Raw genomic sequence first — 17,478 nt, 5'->3', positions numbered from 1 at the left:
CCGCGTGACTATGCGGTGATTAACACCTGCGCGCCAAAGCCTTAATAAGGTGGCTTGTCCCGACCAGTCGGGCTCTTGGTGAAAATCTCCACCCCGTCCTCGGTGATCGCAAGGCTGTGTTCGAACTGCGCACTCAGCGACTTGTCACGCGTTACCGCAGTCCAGCCGTCGCCGAGAACCTTCGCCCATGGTTTGCCGAGATTGATCATCGGTTCGATGGTGAAGAACATGCCGGGTTTCAGTTCAGGCCCCGTGCCCGCCTTAGCTGCATGGACCACTTCGGGAGCGTCGTGGAACAGTCGGCCTAGGCCATGCCCGCAAAACTCGCGCACCACTCCGTAGCGGAACTGCTTGGCGTGCGCCTCGATCGCAGCGCCAATATCGCCCAGCCGCGCGCCCGGTTTGCCCGCCGCCTCGATCCCCAGCATTAGGCAGTCATAGGTGACATCGACCAGCCGCTTGGCCTTTAGGCTCGGCTCGCCTGCATAATACATCCGGCTCGTATCACCGTGCCAGCCGTCAAGCAGCGAGGTCACGTCGACATTGAGTATGTCGCCATCTTTCAGCACTTTCGGTCCCGGAATACCGTGGCAAATCACATGGTTGATCGAGATACAGCTCGAATGCGTATAGCCGCGATAGCCGAGCGTCGCCGGAACCGCGCCCGCATCCATCATCATTTCGCGCACGCGCGTATCGATGCTCTCGGTCGTAACACCGGGCTGCACCCAGTCAGCCACTTCATCGAGAATGCGCGCGGACAATTGCCCGGCCCTGCGCATCCCTTCGAAGCCTTCTTCGGTGTGGAGCTTGATCGTGCCGTCGCGATAGACGGTCTGGTCGCTTTCAACGAGTTGGTATTCAGTCATAGCCAGCGATATAGCGGCCCACTTGCGAATTTGCGAGTGCCGGTTCACCGCAATTGATGCGTGACAAGCTCAAGCACGCGATTATGGACAGCCAAATGACCGACATCCAAGACCTCATCCAGCCCGATCGCGGGCAGGACGCCATCGCGATCCACCTCACCACCAAGGCGGATTTCGACAGTTTCACCAAGAGCCTCTCGTCAGGCCAGCGTGCAAGCCTATCCGCGCAGAAATTTGACGGATCGCCGGGTGCGGTCGGGATCGCGCCAGACGGAGACGGCTTTGTCGCAGTCGGCGGGGTAGCGGACCCGGAAAACCTATCAAGCTATTGCCTGTCCGCACTGGCGGAGCGCCTACCCGAAGGCACGTACCGCCTTGTCGATCACGAACCGGGTGCCGCCGCCTTTGGCTGGCTGACCGCGCATTACCGCTTCACCCGCTACAAGGATGACGAGAGCGCCAGCGGCCCGCGCACATTGCTGACTTCGCAAGTTGGCCGCCTGCCCGCTTTTATGGCCGAAGCTCAGGCAGAGATGTGGGTGCGTGATCTCGTCAACACGCCAGCAGAAGATATGGGGCCAGCAGCGATCGAGGCCGAGTTCGAGCGCCTTGCAGAGGCGCATGGTGCAAAGCTCGACGTGACCAAGGGGGATGCGCTCGAACAGGGATACCCGATGGTCCATGCGGTTGGCCGCGCTGCGGATCGCAAACACGCGCCGCGCCTGCTCCACCTCAAATGGGGCAAGAAAGGCGCGCCGGTGCTGGCGATTGTCGGCAAGGGCGTGTGCTTCGATTCAGGCGGGCTGGATATCAAATCGGCTGCCGGAATGCGGCTGATGAAGAAGGATATGGGCGGCGCTGCGCATGCTCTGGCGCTTGCAGGCCTCGTCATGGGAGCAGGCCTGAAAGTGCAGCTCCACCTGATCGTGCCCGCAGTCGAGAATGCGATTTCCGGCCCGGCCTTCCGGCCCGGCGATGTGCTTTCCAGCCGCAAAGGGCTTTCGGTCGAAATCCACAACACCGATGCCGAAGGACGTCTGATCCTCGGCGATGCGCTCACCCGTGCGAGCGAAGAGGAGCCCGATCTGGTGATGGACTTCGCCACGCTGACCGGCGCAGCGCGGATCGCGCTTGGCCCCGATTACGCGGCGATGATGGCGCGCGAGGATGCAACCGCTGACGCTCTGATCGCAGCGGGCAAGGCGCATGATGACGAGCCGTGGCGACTGCCTCTGCCAGAGGCCTATCGCGATTACCTCAAGTCCGACATCGCCGACATCGTCAACGCCCAGTCCAACCCCTATGCCGGCGCGAGCGTCGCTGGTCTGTTCCTCGACCGCTTCGTTGGCGAAGGGATCGACTGGGTGCATTTCGACACATTCGCTTGGCGTCCCTACCCCAAGCCGGGCCGGTCAAAGGGCGGCGCGGCCTATGGCCTGCGCGCTGCATGGCACATGTTGCAGGCCCGCTTTGCCGACTAGTTCAGCAGCTAAGCTGTCTGCAACTCGCGCCGTCATCTTGCCCGAGCCAAGCGCCTCGTCTAAGCGCGGCAAAAGCCCGCTTGGGGAGTGGGGCTGGAGACAACACGAACGATGAGCGCGGGCGAAAGCCAGAACGGGAAGTATGCGGTGCCGACAGGCGGGCTGGGCCTTAAAGGCCCCGTCGAAAGGCCTGCGCCTGGCACGCTGGCTCTGCGCGGCGACCTCGCCCATATCGCGCTCGCCGGAAAGCATCTCGCGGCGCATTACGTGATCCCGCATGAGCGTGTGATCGGGTCTGACGGCGCCGATGTCATGCTGAACACCCGCGACGATTCGCCGGTTGTGACACACTTCAAAGCGGGCACACGGGTCGAAGTTCTCGACGTGGCTGGCGAGTGGATCTGGGGTTGTCTCGGCCCCGATGGCCCGAGCGGTTATATGAAAGCCCATTGTCTGGCTGACTGATCCGGCTATGGCTGCGCGCCATGGCGACAAGCATTTTCATCGATGGAGCTGCCGGTACAACCGGCCTTGAAATTCGCGACCGGCTGGATGGCCGTGAGGAGTTCGAGCTGATCGTGCTCGACGACGCGCAGCGCAAGGACGAGGCCGCGCGCAAGGATGCCCTGCATGCTGCGGATGTGGCGATCCTGTGCCTGCCCGATGACGCCGCGCGCGATGCGGTGGAGCTGGCCGAAGGATCGGACACGCGCATCATCGACGCCTCCAGCGCGCACCGCGTGGCCGATGGCTGGACCTATGGATTTCCCGAGCTGATCGGGCAAGAAAAGGTCGCCAATGCCCAGTATGTGAGCAACCCGGGCTGTTATCCGACCGGCTTCCTCGCGCTAGTCGCGCCGTTGGTGCGCGCCGAAATTTTAGAGCCGGACTGGCCCTATACCGTCAATGCTGTGAGCGGGTATTCCGGCGGAGGAAATGCGCTTATTGAGCGATTCGAAAATGAACCGGATATTGCCTTCAGGGCATATGGGCTTGGCCTCAATCATAAGCACCTTGCCGAGATGCAGGCTCATGCAATGTTAGGTCTGCCTCCCGTCTTTTCGCCGGCAGTGATACCCGCGCATCGCGGAATGATTGTCGATGTTCCCATTCCACTTGATGCAATTTCGGATGAGCATTTTGTGGAACCGGTGAAGCCAATCTTGCTGGCCAAGCTCCAGGATACCTTTTCGGACAGCAAGATCGTAACCGTCAATCCCGGAACCGAGGCCGTGCCAGAGCTTCTCCTTAAGCGCAGCGCAGAGCCTTGGGACGGTATGGAATTGTTCGTTTTTGAAGGCGACTACCAAGCCCGTCTGATCGCCCGGCTCGACAATCTCGGCAAAGGTGCGAGCGGCGCTGCGATCCAGAATTTGAACATTATGTGCGGCCTGCCCGAAACCACCGGTTTGCGGCTCTGAATGCTGGCAGCATGAGGCTGCCTATTTTTTAAGCACATCCAGCCTCTTGTATGAGCAGCCACGAGGGTTTTTGGCGCCACCTCGCGCCGCTTAAAACCGGCAAGGCGCGGGAATCCAAGCACTTTCAATGCCCCCTCCGCACGCGCGCTGATTGGCACGTTTCTTGATTCATAAATGCCACAAAGCATTGCTCATCAGGGAAGCAGCAAATTGAAAAAGATCGAAGCGATCATCAAACCCTTCAAACTCGACGAGGTGAAGGAGGCGCTGCACGAAATCGGCGTGTCCGGCATCACCGTGACCGAGGCGCGCGGCTTTGGCCGGCAAAAGGGCCACACCGAGCTTTATCGCGGCGCTGAATATGTCGTCGATTTCCTGCCCAAGGTGAAGCTGGAAGTAGTCGTCTCCGACGATCAGGCAGAGCGCGTTGTTGAAGCGGTAGCCGCCGCTGCGCAAACCGGCCGGATCGGTGATGGCAAGATCTTCGTTTCGCCGATCGAAAGCGCCTTGCGCATCCGCACCGGCGAAACCGACGACGACGCGATCTAGCCCGACCAAACACCCTCAATTCGAATAACGGCGCGCCGGTTCAGGCGTGGCCGCAACCAAAACCAAAGCTGGAGTAAGACATCATGGCTACCGTGAGTGACATCGCAAAACGGATCAAGGACGAGGAAATCGAGTGGGTCGACCTGCGCTTCACCGATCCCAAGGGCAAGTGGCAGCACCTGACTATGGCGGCGGTCGCCATGGACGAAGATGCGCTTGAAGATGGGTTAATGTTTGACGGCTCCTCGATCGAGGGTTGGAAAGCGATCAACGAAAGCGACATGATCCTCAAGCCTGATATGGACGCGACCTATATCGATCCGTTCAGCAGCACCCCGATGCTCTCGATCTGCTGCGACATTGTCGAGCCGTCGGACGGCCAGCTCTATTCGCGCGATCCGCGCTCAACCGCCAAACGCGCCGAAGCGTTCCTCGCTTCAACCGGTATCGGCGACACGATCTATGTCGGGCCGGAGCCTGAATTTTTCATGTTCGACGACGTCCGTTTCGAAGATGGCTATGCCGGCAGCGGCTTTGCCATCGACGATATCGAACTGCCGACCAACACCGGCACCGATTACAGCGACATGGGCGGCAATATGGGCCACCGCCCGCGCGCAAAGGGTGGATACTTCCCCGTCGCGCCGGTCGATAGCGCTGTCGATATTCGCGGCGAGATGGTCTCCACCATGCTCGAAATGGGCCTCAACATGGACAAGCACCACCACGAAGTGGCCGCTGCGCAGCACGAGCTCGGCATCACCTTCAGCACGCTGACCAAGACGGCTGACCAGGTGCAGGTCTACAAATATGTCGTGCAGCAGGTCGCCCACCAATACGGCAAGACCGCGACATTCATGCCCAAGCCGATCAAAGACGATAATGGCAGCGGCATGCACACCCATATGTCGATCTGGAAAGATGGCGTTCCGACTTTCGCGGGCAATGAATATGCCGGCCTGTCGGAAACCTGCCTCCACTATATCGGCGGCGTCATCAAACACGCCAAGGCGCTCAACGCCTTCACCAACCCAACCACCAATTCCTACAAGCGTCTGGTGCCCGGTTTCGAAGCCCCCGTGCTGCTGGCTTACTCCGCACGCAACCGCTCGGCATCGTGCCGCATTCCGTATGGCGCGGGCGAGAAAGCAAAGCGCGTCGAGTTCCGCTTCCCCGATGCGCTGGCGAACCCGTATCTCTCGTTTGCTGCTCTGCTGATGGCGGGCCTCGACGGGATCGAGAACAAGATCCACCCCGGCGATGCGATGGACAAGAACCTCTACGACCTACCGCCCGCAGAGCTTGCCGATGTGCCGACCGTTTGCGGTTCGCTGCGTGAAGCTCTCGAAGCGCTCGAAGAAGACTACGAATTCCTGCTCAAGGGCGATGTCTTCTCGATGGATCAGATCGAGGCCTATGCCGAGCTCAAATGGGAAGAGCAGCTGCGTCTCGAAACGACCCCGTCGCCGGTCGAGTTCGACATGTATTACAGCAGCTGATCTGATCTCACTGTAAACGCAAAAGAGGGCCGTCCGGGCAACCGGGCGGCCTTTTGCTTTGCACGCCCGAATTCCCAGCTCGCGTCCATTTCTTACAACTCCGCTTGCGGGAACTGCTCTATCAAGGCGCAAAATCGGAGAGGATTTGTGACCATGTTCAAGCCGTTCGCAGCACTCGCGCTGCTTCTCGCGCCAGCATTCGCCTATGCGCAAAGCCCCGCTATCGATGCCGCGCGGGCGGCTGCGGCTGATTATGACAATGACGGTGCCCGAGCGATTGTGAGCGAAGCCTGCGACAATGGCGATGCAGCTGCATGCCGGGCGTTGCTGGCGACGCTCAACAACAGTTATTCCGACGACGACGAGGCGGCATCACGCACTCTGGCCAGCACAATGTGCGACAATGGCGACTTGCTCGCCTGCGTTACTCTTGTCCGCTACGCGGAACGCGGCCGCGGTGGAGACATCGACCAATCACTCCAACGTAGCAGCGCTGTCGCGGCCTGTCGCGGCGGCATGCTAAGCGCGTGCACCACAGCATCGAGCATGGCCGGGCAAGGCGAAGGCGGACCGCAGGACCGTGCGCTTTCGCTTGAGATGGTCCAACTGGGCTGCGAGGGCGGCAATGCGATCTCGTGCCAGTTCCTTGGCGCCCGCTACCAGCAATCGAGCTGGGACGAGAATGAAGGCGAAGATGTGGAGGCGAGCTGGATCGCCTCGCGCGCCGCCTATGCACGCGGCTGTGAGCTGGGCGATGTCTACAGTTGCAGCTCGCTCGCCGAGATGATGATCAGCGGCGATGGCGGTGAGAAAGACCTAGAAGGCGGCCTCGCGTTGCTTGAACGAGCCTGCGCAGAGGACTTCTACCAGTGTGAGCCGTGGCTGCGCGCACTTGAACCCTGAGGACGCGCGCGGCCCGCTCTTCATTGACCATTTTCCTACAGGGGCATTTTGTGCCTAATAGGTGGACCTCGTTTTCGCAGATTCCCGAGGTTCCCCAATGTCACACAATCCAACCACCAAAGCCGCCCCCCAACCCGCCCCGCGCAAGCCGATCTTTGATCTGGTTCGCCGGATGCTCGGGCGCGGCTTCAAGCAATCTGAAGTCGATGCGCTCGACAACCTCCTCGATGAAAGCCCTGATATGGGCCCTGACACCGGGCTCGAAACCCGAGTCGAAGGACTTGATGCTGAGGCAGCGAAAGTTTCCTCTCTGGACCGTGTAACAGGCGGTCCAAGTGTCCCTTCGATACGGCGCAAGGATCGCCTTTCCTTCCTCAGAAAGCGCAAGATCGGGACGGCCGGAACCGCGCTCATCAAACGCTTTGAAGGCTGCGCAAGGTTGCGCCGCGATGGCTTGGTAGAGGCCTATCCTGATCCCGGCACCGGCGCGGAACCATGGACCATCGGCTGGGGCGCAACCGGACCCGGCCTTGGCGGAACGGAACGCATCGGCCCCGATACGGTGTGGACACAGGAGCAATGCGACAAACGGCTCGATGATGATCTGGTGCGCTATGCTCGCGATGTCGAGCGCGCGATTGGCGACACGCCGACTTCGCAAGAGCAGTTCGATGCCATGGTCAGCTTTCACTACAACACCGGCGCGATCAGCCGCGCGACGCTCACAAAGAAGCACAATGCGGGCGACTATGCCGGCGCTGCAGCGGAATTCGCGCGCTGGAACAAGGCCGGCGGACGGGTGCTCAAAGGTTTGGTGCGCAGGCGCGCGGCTGAGGCCAAGCTCTATGTGAGCTGATTGGCGCGAGCTAGTAGGCGCGAGCTAGTAGTCCCGACTAATCTCGGCGAGCACGCTGTCGCGCCCGATGGTCGAAACCGTGCCGAGCAAAGCGAGCCAGCTCGTCACGCGGTATTCGACCTGCGATGCGCTGTAACCCTGCCCGTCTGTCACCAGTTCGATATAGAAGCGCCGACCCAGGTTCTTGCCCAATGCGACGCCGGTTCCCCGGCCCAGCGCTGGGTCGGCGCTCACAATGCGGAGCTGGTCGAGGCCGATCGAGCGGCGCAGCTGGCCAATCGGATCGATCCCGCCTCCGCCGCCTTGCAGCGCTGCCAAGGCAGCACCGAGCTGGACTGCATCGGTCGCCGAAAGCGAAGTGACCGAGCCGCCAAACAGCAGCCGCGCGAGGATCTCCTCTTCAGGAAGGGCAGGCGTGGCAGAAAAGCCGATTTCGGGGGTCTGGGCATTGCCTGTGATGGCGATGGTGACATTGGTGCCGTTGGCGCTCGCTTCGGCCTCGATATCGAGGCGCGGATCAATTGGGCGATTCTCGTCAAATTCGATCCGACCCTCGGTCAGCTCGAAGCGGGTGCCAGCAAAGGTGTAATCGCCGCGGACAAGCCGCGCCTCGCCGCCAATGCGCGGGTCGTCGACTGTCCCGCGAAGGACAATGTCAGCGCCCCACTCGCTGGCCAGACCCATGCCATCGACGGCGATACCGCGCCGCGCACGCGCATCGACGAGGTAACGCCACGAGCCTCCGCTCGCTGCGCTCTGTATCGTAGTGCTGTCCGCCCGGTTGATCTCGCGCGTGGCGATGGTGGGAAGCCGCAGGTCTTCGGCTGCAACACCCAGCGCCCAGCTCGCGCGGTTGACCGTGACCCGGCCCGCAATCGTGCCGTCCACTCCGTTCGAGACGATACGCAAGGGGCCGGTCAAAGTCGCATCGAGGCCAGCTGCGTTGAGCAGCCGTGCATCGGTAACGGCGGCGCGGATGTCGATCTCTGGACCACGGCTGGCAGAGATATTGGCAAGGTCGACATAGCCGCTGCCGCTCACGCTTCCCCCGCCGCGCGTGGAACCGGCGAATTGTGTAAGCTCAAGCCTCGATCCGGCAAAGCGCCCGCGCGCATTGATATCGTTGATGTCCGTGCCCGAAATCGCGCTCTGGAGCCGCAGATCGTCGCTCGACAGGTCGCCCGTTAAACGCGGATCGTCTAGCGTACCGGTCGCGCGGGCCTCCACCGATAGCGGGCCGGTAAGGTCGAATGTCTCGATTGCCGCGAGGCGCCATAGCGACTGCGCGGGACCTTGATAGCTCAGCCGCGCATCAAGCTGTCCGCGCATGATCCTGCGCCCGAAGTCCGCACCGCCAGTGATCCCTGTCACGCGGGCATCGAGCCGCCCAAGCTCGCTATCCCCTTCGCGCAGCCGCGCCCCGATGCTGAGCTGGGTAGGTGCGAGGTCGGCAACCACAAAGACGTCTATCGGGCGCGAAGAGAGCACGAGGCCGGAGCGGGTGAAGTCGTCGATCCGCACGCGCGCGCTGCCGGTGGGGGGTGCATCACCCCGCATCCTCCAATTGACCACACCCGAAAGCCGCCCGCCAAGCCCCAACTCAGCGCCTGCAAGATCGGCCAGCCGCAGCGGCATCCGCGCGAGCTGAATGTCGAGATCGACGGCATTGCCGCTGACCATGCCTTCCGCAATCGCATAGCCGCGCGCATATCCGATCTGCGTCGGCGCGAGGCGATAGCCGCCGTCGTCCAGCGCTGTCAGCACAGCGCGACGCGGCATGGTGATGGGCCGCCCGCCATATTCGCCTTGCGCGATCACAGCGATCCGACCCGGCTCGAAATCGCCATCGAATTTGAGCTGGAAACGGTCTGCGCGGCTTCCGGCAATTGCCGCCTGGACACTCCCGCGTCCGTCAATCACCTCGGCTTCGACATTGAAGGCGTCAATTGAGAGCGCACCATATGCAAACCTGCGGCCCTCCATATCCGCCTCGATCCGGCTGGAATTCTGGGTGAAGAAACCGCTTGCCTCGATATCGGCGTGGGCAAGCGACAGCGGCACCTCTCCGCCAAATCCGGCCCGGCGGGCGGCAAGCTCGACGTCGAAGGCTTGCGCACCTTCTGACGAGGGCGCCAGCGCGATTGTGCCGTCCAGCCCGCCTCCATTTACGGCCAGCGTGCCCTCAACATAGTCTTCGAGCAGGTTCAGCGATCCAGTGACATTGGTGCGGGTGACGCGCAGTCGCTCGATGTCGATGCGGGCGGGAGCGTCAGCTGGCAGAGCGAGGCCGAGCGTCCCTTCGAACGGACCCAGCAGGGAGCGGCCATTCGCCGCTATCGCAAAGCCCGTCTCGCTCGGCGCGATCCCCAGACGCACATTGGAAAGCCCTGCCGCTGGATAAGGATTGGCAAGCACCAATGTCGCGCTCGCGCCCTCGCCCGCCAGTTCGGCATCGAAGGTGAAGGGGCCATATGCGTTGTGCTCACCCGACCCTGAAAGCGTGGTGCGCTCGCCAATGATCCGGCTGTCGAGCCGCGCTTGCAATCGCTCGCTATCGATCTCCACATCGCGCATCACAATCGGACGGCCCGCGCCCATGCCGAAACTTCCGTCGAAACGGACGGGTTCGCCTGCGATATTGGCAAGGCTCGTATTTGCAATTTCGCTGAGCACGCCAGAGATATTGGCATTCAGGTTCCACGGCACTTGCGACCCGAAAGTGAGCAATATCTTGGAATTGGCGTTGACGGAGCCGACATTTTCGAGCGCCAGACCCCGCGCCGTCACTGGCCCAGCCAGCGCATAGGCTCCGCTCGCAACGTCCCCTCGCAGTGAAAGCTGGGCATTGAGCCCGTCAAAGGCGACCAAAGCGTTATCAATCGCCAGATCGCTGCCGGTGAGGGTGAGCAAGCCAGAAAGCGTACCCTGTTGCAGCCGGGGATCGATCACCGGGTAACCGGTGACGATCTGCGCAGAGGTGACCGCGAGCGGGACGCGCAAGGCTTCACCATCAAAGGCTGCTGTGCCGGTTTGCCTTAGCCCGCTTGCAGTCGTCAGTTCGCCCGCGACCAGCCGGTCCACCGTCACCTCATGCCCGATAACAAGGTCGCGGAATGGCCCGTCGAGGTCTGCGGAGAATTGCAGACCTTCAAGCAGGACATTGCCCGCGAACAGCCCCGGATCGCGCAAATTGCCGCGAAGTCGGAATGGATCAGCGCTGTTAGCAGCAAGGTCGAGCGCGCCTTGACCGCGCAGATCAATCGCGGGGCTGACAGCGGCAAGCACTCCGTCGAACACCGCCTCTTGCAGCGTGCCCGATACCGCCAGCGAAAGCGCATCACCAACCGCGCGATCCATCAGCGTGTCGCTCGCCAAATCCGGAGTCACCTGCCCGATTGCTCCGTACACACCCGAGGAATTAGTCAGGCGAAAACCCGCAACACGGCTGGTCCCAGCATCCGTTTGCCGCTGCACAAGCGCATGGCCCAGCCAGTCGCTCCATGTACCCTCGCCTGCAATGCGCGCCTCATAGGCGGCATCGAGTCCAGCAAGCGCGGCAATCGGGCCATCCGCCGCCGCGCGGTAATCCAGCGCGAGATCGAAGCGGTCGCCATCGGGTTCGGCATCGATCAGCATGTCGAGCGTGTCTTCGGAGCCGAACGCACCTTCGGCATCGATCAGGGCGCGCCCTTTGCGAATATCAACCTCGGCCTGGAAATCGACCCGTTGAGAGGCCTCACCCGCGACGCCTTCTGCCAAGGTCAAATTGTCGATGGTGAAATCATCGATGCGGATATCGAAATCGGGCAGGATCGGCGCGTCGGGATCACCCGGCAACAGTTGAGGCAGACGCTGCAACGTCCCGCGCCGCGCGGTCAGCTCGCGAATATCAATCCCGCTCCATATCCACGCCAGCGGGTTCCAGTCGAGTTCGGCTTCGGGGATCGTGAGGAAAGTGCCCTCGGTGTCCTTGACCGTCACATCATGCAGCACCGCTGCGCCGTAAATGTCGCCTTCGATCCGCCCAACTTCAAAGCGCAGACCCGATGCGGGAGAGACTTGCGCAATCTGGTCAGTGACGAAACGCTTGCCAATCGATGTGCTCAGAAACAGGCCTGCCAGCAATAGCGGCGCAAGCAGGATCGCCAGCAGCCATCCAGTCCGCTTGGCCCAGATGCGCTTGCGGGAAGGATTGGCCTTTGCCGCGGAAGAAGTGGTTGCTTCGCCAGCCATCAAAATGCCTGCCCGAGCGAAACATAGACCACAACCGGCGCATCGAACTCGGTCGGGTTGAGCGGCACGCCAACATCGACGCGGATCGGGCCGAAGCTGGTCTTGTAGCGCACACCCAGACCTGCGCCGTATCGGATGGTGCCGAAATCGGGTGACGAACTGGCGGAAACCGAGCCTGCATCCACGAACGGCACGACTTCAACCGCGCCATCAAGCAATCCGGTCTGCACCCGCGCTTCGAGCGCGAATTCAACCAGCGAGGCACCACCGGTGGGCTCATCGAAGGCATCACGAGGACCGATCGCCTGAAAACCGTATCCGCGCACCGATCCGCCGCCGCCTGCATAGAGTCTGCGCGATGGTGCGATGTCGAACGGGTCTGCACCTTGTATTGTCGCCACACGGACACGCGCGGCAACCACGGCTGGACCTACGTCACGATAGACGCTCGCATCACCCTGCGCGCGCAAGTAGAAATCTTCATTGCCGAGCGAGCGCGAGACTTCGGGCGCGAGGAATCCTGTCACACGAAACCCGCTGGTAGGGTCGAGCAGGTCGTCGCTTGAGTCGATTGTCGCACTGCCGAACAGCCCCGCGATCATATAGGTCTGGCGCGGGCGGGCGATGCCGACGGTCACGTGGTTGCGCTCATCGGTGTAGAGCGCTTCGGCGCCGACCTGCCAGCTGAGCGGTTTCTGGAACAACAGGTTAGAAACCCGCTCGAACGCTCCTCGCAAGGCCACAGTGCGCGCATCAACCGCTTCGGTTTCGATGTCGCTGGCATAGGCGTCCACCGTCAGGATCTGGTCGCGTGCGCGGAAATTGCTGCGACGGTACGTGACGCTGGCAAGTTGTTCGCGCGTGCCGAGGATACCGCGCAGCCGCAAGGCTCCTTCGGGCGGAAAGAGATTGCGGTGTTCCCATGCGGCTTCGACCTTGATCCCGTCCTCGGTGCCGTAACCGATTGCCCCGGAAATGGTGCGCAAGGGCGCGCGTTCGAGCTCGACATCGAGCGCAACTTCGCCGGGTGCGTCTCCGCTAGGCGGGCTTGCTTCGCGGGTTGTGATGGCAACGCTCGACACAAGGCCGGTTGCGAGGATCGCGCGGCGCAGATCGGCTTGCAGGCTGGTGCGATAGGTCTCGCCAGCGTCGAAGCGCGCAATGCGCGCAAGGTGGCGGCTCGACAGAAATTCCGGATCGCTGCTGATGACGTCGCCAAAGACGAACTTGCCGCCCGGCTGGACAGGCAGCTCGAGATCGCCTTCTTCTCGCGCATGGTCGATGAGCAATTCGGGCGCGCCAAGATCGGCAAAGGGATAGCCGTTTTCGCCCAGCGCCAGCCTGAGCGCACTCTGCTGCGCAACAATCCGGTCCGCATAGAGCGGATCGCCGGGTCGAATCCCGAATGCGGCACGCAAATCGCTGCCATCGGGATCGGCCAAGACTTCTAGCCCTCCCAGATCAATCGCGCCAAAGCGATATTGGGAACCCGGAAGGACATCAAAGCGCACGCTCGGGTCGGATTCTGCAATGCGCTGAGCATCGTTACGCTCCGCCGCATCAACTCCTCGCCGACCGCCCGACAGCTGACGCACGATCTCGCCATCGTAATATCCGTAAGTGCGAAGGATCTGTGCCAAAAGCTGCTCGTCCGAACGCGCACGCGCGGCCAGTTGCGGGACCGTGTCATCGGCGGAATCGAGTGCAAGGATCGAAGACAGAGCGCGATAGCGGGTTACGAACTCCCCCTCTTCGGGGAATGCGCCCTGCTGGGCTGGAAATGCGAGAATGAGTGTGTCGTTGATCTGACGGTCGACGAGTTCGGGTAGGTCAACGAGGTCAGGAGCCTCAATCTGAGCGAATATCGGACGATCCGCATCAGGCTCCAGAGGTTCGAATTCGGGAATCTCAAGACCGTCCAACGCCGCATCGATATCGAAACCGGCCAGTGGTCGAGAATCTGGCGGAGACGGAGGTTGCGACCCTGAGTCCTCATCAGTGCCTACGCCATCAGCTGCCCAACCCTCAGTATCTTCAACTGCACTCGAAGGTATCAGCTCATCCAGCGTCGGGAGTGACCGAGAGGGTGGAGCCGGTGACGGCACAGGCGGGGGCGGAGGCTGGGGCGGAGGCGCTGACGGCTCATCGCGCGCTTCATCACTCTGCTGCTCTGCCTCGATTGCGGGCGCAACCTGACCATCGGCGGCCAGAACGCCAGATGCAGTCAACCCGGCCGCAAGGACCGGAATGAGCCTCAATAATCGCAAAAACTCAACTCGCAGGGAATTTAACGGGCTGTCCGTCCTTACCCCTTGCGCCGCCAATTGCGCCAGCAGATTTGTCACGCGGTGCTGTAGCTGCGGCGATCAGTTTGCTCTGCTCATCCTCGCCCATGCGCTGCCAGCCTTCGCGGGTCAGCTTTTCGAGCGGGCGATAGCGAACCTTATACTGCATGCGAGGGCTGCCATCGACCCAATAGCCCAGATAGACATAGGGCAATCCGCTATCCGCAGCGCGCAGGATATGGTCGAGGATAATGTAATTGCCCAGCCCCGCGCGCTCCTCGTGATCGGGATCGTAAAACGAATAGATCATCGAAAGCCCATCGCCCTGGCGATCCGTAAGGCATGCGCCGACCAACCGGCCCGGCTCCTCCGTTTCGGTCGGCTCGCGATATTCAACCAAGGTGCTGGTGACCGGCGTATGCTCGACCATGTCGGCATAATCCATCTCATCCATGGTCGACATTCCGCCATCGGGATGGCGCATGCCGAGATATTTGGAGAGCAGTTCAAACTGCTCGTCCGTCGCCCAGGGGCGGCATTCAGTCACGACAAGGTCGCTGTTGCGCTTGATATCACGCTTCTGTGTGCTCGATGCCCTGAATTCGTTTGCGACCACCCGCACCGAAACGCATGCCTGACAATCAAGGCAGCTAGGGCGATAGGCAACCGTCTGGCTGCGGCGGAAACCGATCCGGCCAAGTGCCTCGTTCAACTGATCCGAATGCGCGCCCTTGAGTTCGGTGAACACCTTGCGCTCGCTCTTGCCCGGCAAATAGGGGCAAGGCGCAGGGCTTGTCACGAAGAAGCGGGGGAAGCGGATTGGTGCCGTCACGGGTTTGGCGGAGTCCTTCGCTAGGTGAATGTCACAGGCGCTTCACGGGAATCGCCGGATGCTGCGTTAAGACATTCTTATGCCTTCTTGGCACGGCCGGTAAAAGACCCTTAACCACAAAACAGGGTGAATATGGGGTTACTTTGCACATTTCACGGGCCGGAATTCCACCGGATCGGACCATAGATTTGCAAAGCGCCGTGCGCGCGTCGCGAAGTGGGACAGGCCAGCTAAGCGAACTTAATCGGGGGGTAAAATCGCGCGAATCGACGAAGAGCTAATTCAGCTCGACGACCTGCACCGAATATTTCGCATCGCGCAACGCAGCGACCAACCGTTCGACCTGATCGGCATCGCGGGCTTCACATTCGATATCGGTGATGAGGCCCTTGGCAGGGAGAGTCGTGAAAATGCGCTGGTGATAGATCTCGATGATATTGACGTTGTGCGCATCGAACAGACGCATGACTTTGAACAGCGCGCCGGGGCGATCCTGCAAGGTTACGCGCAGCCGCGCCAGACGGCCTTGCCGCGCCAGATCGCGCAGCAACACATTGGCGAGCAGCCGCGTATCGATATTGCCGCCGCACAGAACCAGCCCGACCGACTTGCCTTTGAAGCGCTCCGGATTGTCGAGCACCGCGGCAAGGCCAGCAGCGCCAGCTCCTTCGACAACCGTTTTCTCAATCTGGAGCAACAGCGAAACGGCCTTTTCAAGGCTCGGCTCGTCGACCAGCAAGATGTCGTCGACCCTTTCCGCGATCACCTGACTGGTGAATTCACCCGGTTTCTTGACCGCGATCCCTTCAGCCAGAGTGTCCCCGCCGCAATCGCGAGTTTCACCCTTGATCTTGGCAAACATGCTGGGGAATAGGCCTGCCTGAACGCCAACCACTTCGATATCGGGATTGAGCGCTCGGGCGACCGTTGCCATTCCCGAAATCAGACCGCCCCCGCCGATCGGCGTAACAAGACAATTGAGATCAGGCTTCACCTCAAGCATTTCGAGCGCAACCGTGCCCTGCCCTGCCGCGATCTGCGGATCGTCGAAGGGATGGACAAAGGTCAACCCGCGCTCAATTTCCAGCTCGCGCGCATGGGCATTGGCATCGTCAAATGTTTCGCCGTGAAGGACGACATTGCCGCCCACGCTCTCGGTCTGCATGACCTTCACCGTCGGCGTGGTCTTGGGCATGACGATGGTGACAGGAACGCCCAGACGGGTGCCGTGATAGGAAAGCCCCTGCGAATGGTTGCCGGCCGAGGCCGCGATCACACCGCGATTGCGCTGCTCTTCGGTCAATTGCAGCAAAGCATTGAGCGCGCCGCGCTCTTTATAGGCGGCGGTGAATTGCAGGTTCTCAAACTTCAGCCAGATATCCGCGCCAGTAATCTCCGACAGGGTGATCGAATGCATCATCGGCGTCTTGACCACCGCGCCGTCAATGCGCTGCGCAGCTGCACGCACATCGTCGATGGTCAGGTCCGCTGGTGTCGGAGCGGGCGAAAGGCTGTTGTCTGGGGCATTCATAGTGCCCGCGCACCTAAGGCTTCCTATGCGTAAGGGCAATTCGATTCCGTTGGCAATCGGTGCAAATCGCATTAGGCGTGGCTGCCAATGAGCGATCCAGCAGACAGCAAAGCAATAGCGTTTATCGGCCTTGGCGTGATGGGCGGCCCGATGACCGGCCATCTGGCCCGAACCGGACAGAACGCCGGACACCGCGTTACCGCCTATAATCGTTCGCCTGAGCGCGCGCGCAAATGGGCGCAATTATGGGCTGATGAAGGTCTGGAGGTAGCCTTTGCCGATACCCCGCGCGAAGCCGCCTCGGGTGCAGATATCGTCATGGTTTGCGTCGGCAATGACGAGGATCTCGCCAGCGTCACTCTCGCCGATAACGGCGTGCTTGCCTCGATGCGCGAAGGCAGCCTGCTGATCGACCACACCACCACTTCAGCCGACATGGCTCGGCAATTGGGAGAGGCATGCGCAGCCAAAGGCATCGCCTTTGTCGATGCGCCCGTCAGCGGCGGTCAGGCGGGCGCGGAAAATGGCCAGCTTGCGATCATGTGCGGCGGATCGGACGAAGCGATGGCGCGCGCTACGCCCGCAATGCAGCCCTATGCCAAGGCGATCACTCATGTCGGCCCGACCGGCGCTGGCCAGACCGCCAAAATGGTCAACCAGATGTGCATCGCGGGTATTTTGGGCGGACTTTCGGAAGCGATCCGGCTTGCGCAGGGCGCAGGGCTTGACCTTGAAAAGACCTATCAAGCGATTGCCGGCGGCGCGGCGCAAAGCTGGCAGATGGACAATCGCTGGGCGAGCATGACCGCCGACACGTTCGATTTCGGCTTTGCGATTGACTGGATGCGCAAGGATCTGGGCTATGCGCTAGGCGAGGCCAATCGCCTCGGACTGAGTTCGCCGATCACCGCGCTGGTCGATCAATTCTATGCCGACGTGCAAGCCAATGGCGGCGCGCGGCACGACACGAGCGCGCTCATAACGCGCCTTCCCAAAGCTCCCAATTCCAAGTGAGAACC

Annotated in this window: 13 protein-coding genes; 8 read left to right on the top strand and 5 right to left on the bottom strand. The window is 61.5% G+C overall.

From position 1 onward, the window contains the following. Positions 1–41: 41 nt before the first annotated feature. On the bottom strand, positions 42–869 hold the full coding sequence (map, locus tag Q0887_RS00750) for a type I methionyl aminopeptidase (RefSeq protein WP_299191488.1): 828 nt from the start codon (positions 867–869) through the stop codon (positions 42–44). A gap of 95 nt (positions 870–964) precedes the next feature. Between map and Q0887_RS00745 the strand changes: the two genes are divergently transcribed. The 7 genes from Q0887_RS00745 (at position 965) to Q0887_RS00715 (ending at position 7,578) form a co-directional block, all read left to right on the top strand. Then, positions 965–2,350 carry a leucyl aminopeptidase family protein gene (locus Q0887_RS00745; protein ID WP_299191486.1) on the top strand — a complete coding sequence of 462 codons (1,386 nt, stop codon included), beginning with the start codon at positions 965–967 and terminating at the stop codon, positions 2,348–2,350. A 111-nt stretch (positions 2,351–2,461) separates the two neighbouring features. After that, positions 2,462–2,815 carry a hypothetical protein gene (locus Q0887_RS00740; protein ID WP_299191484.1) on the top strand — a complete coding sequence of 118 codons (354 nt, stop codon included), beginning with the start codon at positions 2,462–2,464 and terminating at the stop codon, positions 2,813–2,815. Between the two features lie 20 nt (positions 2,816–2,835). After that, complete coding sequence (argC, locus tag Q0887_RS00735; RefSeq protein WP_299191482.1) at positions 2,836–3,771, top strand: N-acetyl-gamma-glutamyl-phosphate reductase; 936 nt, start codon at positions 2,836–2,838, stop codon at positions 3,769–3,771. Positions 3,772–3,981: 210 nt separating this feature from the next. Then, a complete protein-coding gene (locus tag Q0887_RS00730; RefSeq protein WP_299191480.1) occupies positions 3,982–4,320 on the top strand; it encodes a P-II family nitrogen regulator in 339 nt (112 codons plus the stop codon). Between the two features lie 83 nt (positions 4,321–4,403). Further along, the gene (glnA, locus tag Q0887_RS00725; RefSeq protein ID WP_299191478.1) at positions 4,404–5,819 is read left to right on the top strand and encodes a type I glutamate--ammonia ligase; all 1,416 of its coding nucleotides are present in this window, start codon (positions 4,404–4,406) and stop codon (positions 5,817–5,819) included. Positions 5,820–5,972: 153 nt separating this feature from the next. Continuing rightward, positions 5,973–6,722 (top strand): hypothetical protein, encoded by a 750-nt coding sequence (locus Q0887_RS00720; protein WP_299191476.1) that lies wholly within the window; start codon positions 5,973–5,975, stop codon positions 6,720–6,722. Positions 6,723–6,819: 97 nt separating this feature from the next. Then, a complete protein-coding gene (locus Q0887_RS00715) occupies positions 6,820–7,578 on the top strand; it encodes a lysozyme (protein WP_299191474.1) in 759 nt (252 codons plus the stop codon). Positions 7,579–7,602: 24 nt separating this feature from the next. Here the strand turns inward: Q0887_RS00715 and Q0887_RS00710 are convergent, their stop codons facing one another. The 4 genes from Q0887_RS00710 to Q0887_RS00695 form a co-directional block, all read right to left on the bottom strand. Continuing rightward, a complete protein-coding gene (locus Q0887_RS00710) occupies positions 7,603–11,811 on the bottom strand; it encodes a translocation/assembly module TamB domain-containing protein (protein ID WP_299191473.1) in 4,209 nt (1,402 codons plus the stop codon). After that, positions 11,811–14,039, bottom strand: a complete 2,229-nt coding sequence (locus Q0887_RS00705; RefSeq protein ID WP_299191471.1) for a BamA/TamA family outer membrane protein — start codon at positions 14,037–14,039, stop codon at positions 11,811–11,813. Before Q0887_RS00705 ends, Q0887_RS00710 begins: the two co-directional genes overlap by 1 nt. Before the next feature lie 43 nt (positions 14,040–14,082). Continuing rightward, positions 14,083–14,928, bottom strand: coding sequence for an arginyltransferase (locus Q0887_RS00700; protein ID WP_299191469.1), 846 nt, complete (start codon positions 14,926–14,928; stop codon positions 14,083–14,085). A gap of 277 nt (positions 14,929–15,205) precedes the next feature. Beyond that, a complete protein-coding gene (locus Q0887_RS00695; protein WP_299191467.1) occupies positions 15,206–16,459 on the bottom strand; it encodes a threonine ammonia-lyase in 1,254 nt (417 codons plus the stop codon). A gap of 87 nt (positions 16,460–16,546) precedes the next feature. Here Q0887_RS00695 and Q0887_RS00690 point away from each other — a divergent pair, with 87 nt between their 5' ends. Next, a complete protein-coding gene (locus tag Q0887_RS00690) occupies positions 16,547–17,473 on the top strand; it encodes an NAD(P)-dependent oxidoreductase (RefSeq protein ID WP_299191466.1) in 927 nt (308 codons plus the stop codon). The last annotated feature ends 5 nt before the right edge of the window (positions 17,474–17,478 follow it).

The sequence above is a fragment of the uncultured Erythrobacter sp. genome, from assembly GCF_947492365.1.
Classification (GTDB): Bacteria; Pseudomonadota; Alphaproteobacteria; order Sphingomonadales; family Sphingomonadaceae; genus Erythrobacter.
Note: the sequence above shows the minus strand (reverse complement) of the source record. Positions and strands in the feature narration are given on the sequence as shown.

Excerpts from the sequence above, each read along its gene's own strand:
- Q0887_RS00695 (WP_299191467.1), bottom strand. The coding sequence starts at position 16,459 with ATGAATGCCCCAGACAACAGCCTTTCGCCCGCTCCGACACCAGCGGAC.
- Q0887_RS00740 (WP_299191484.1), top strand. The coding sequence starts at position 2,462 with ATGAGCGCGGGCGAAAGCCAGAACGGGAAGTATGCGGTGCCGACAGGC.
- Q0887_RS00710 (WP_299191473.1), bottom strand. The coding sequence starts at position 11,811 with ATGGCTGGCGAAGCAACCACTTCTTCCGCGGCAAAGGCCAATCCTTCC.
- Q0887_RS00715 (WP_299191474.1), top strand. The coding sequence starts at position 6,820 with ATGTCACACAATCCAACCACCAAAGCCGCCCCCCAACCCGCCCCGCGC.
- glnA (WP_299191478.1), top strand. The coding sequence starts at position 4,404 with ATGGCTACCGTGAGTGACATCGCAAAACGGATCAAGGACGAGGAAATC.
- Q0887_RS00720 (WP_299191476.1), top strand. The coding sequence starts at position 5,973 with ATGTTCAAGCCGTTCGCAGCACTCGCGCTGCTTCTCGCGCCAGCATTC.
- Q0887_RS00690 (WP_299191466.1), top strand. The coding sequence starts at position 16,547 with ATGAGCGATCCAGCAGACAGCAAAGCAATAGCGTTTATCGGCCTTGGC.
- map (WP_299191488.1), bottom strand. The coding sequence starts at position 869 with ATGACTGAATACCAACTCGTTGAAAGCGACCAGACCGTCTATCGCGAC.
- Q0887_RS00745 (WP_299191486.1), top strand. The coding sequence starts at position 965 with ATGACCGACATCCAAGACCTCATCCAGCCCGATCGCGGGCAGGACGCC.
- argC (WP_299191482.1), top strand. The coding sequence starts at position 2,836 with ATGGCGACAAGCATTTTCATCGATGGAGCTGCCGGTACAACCGGCCTT.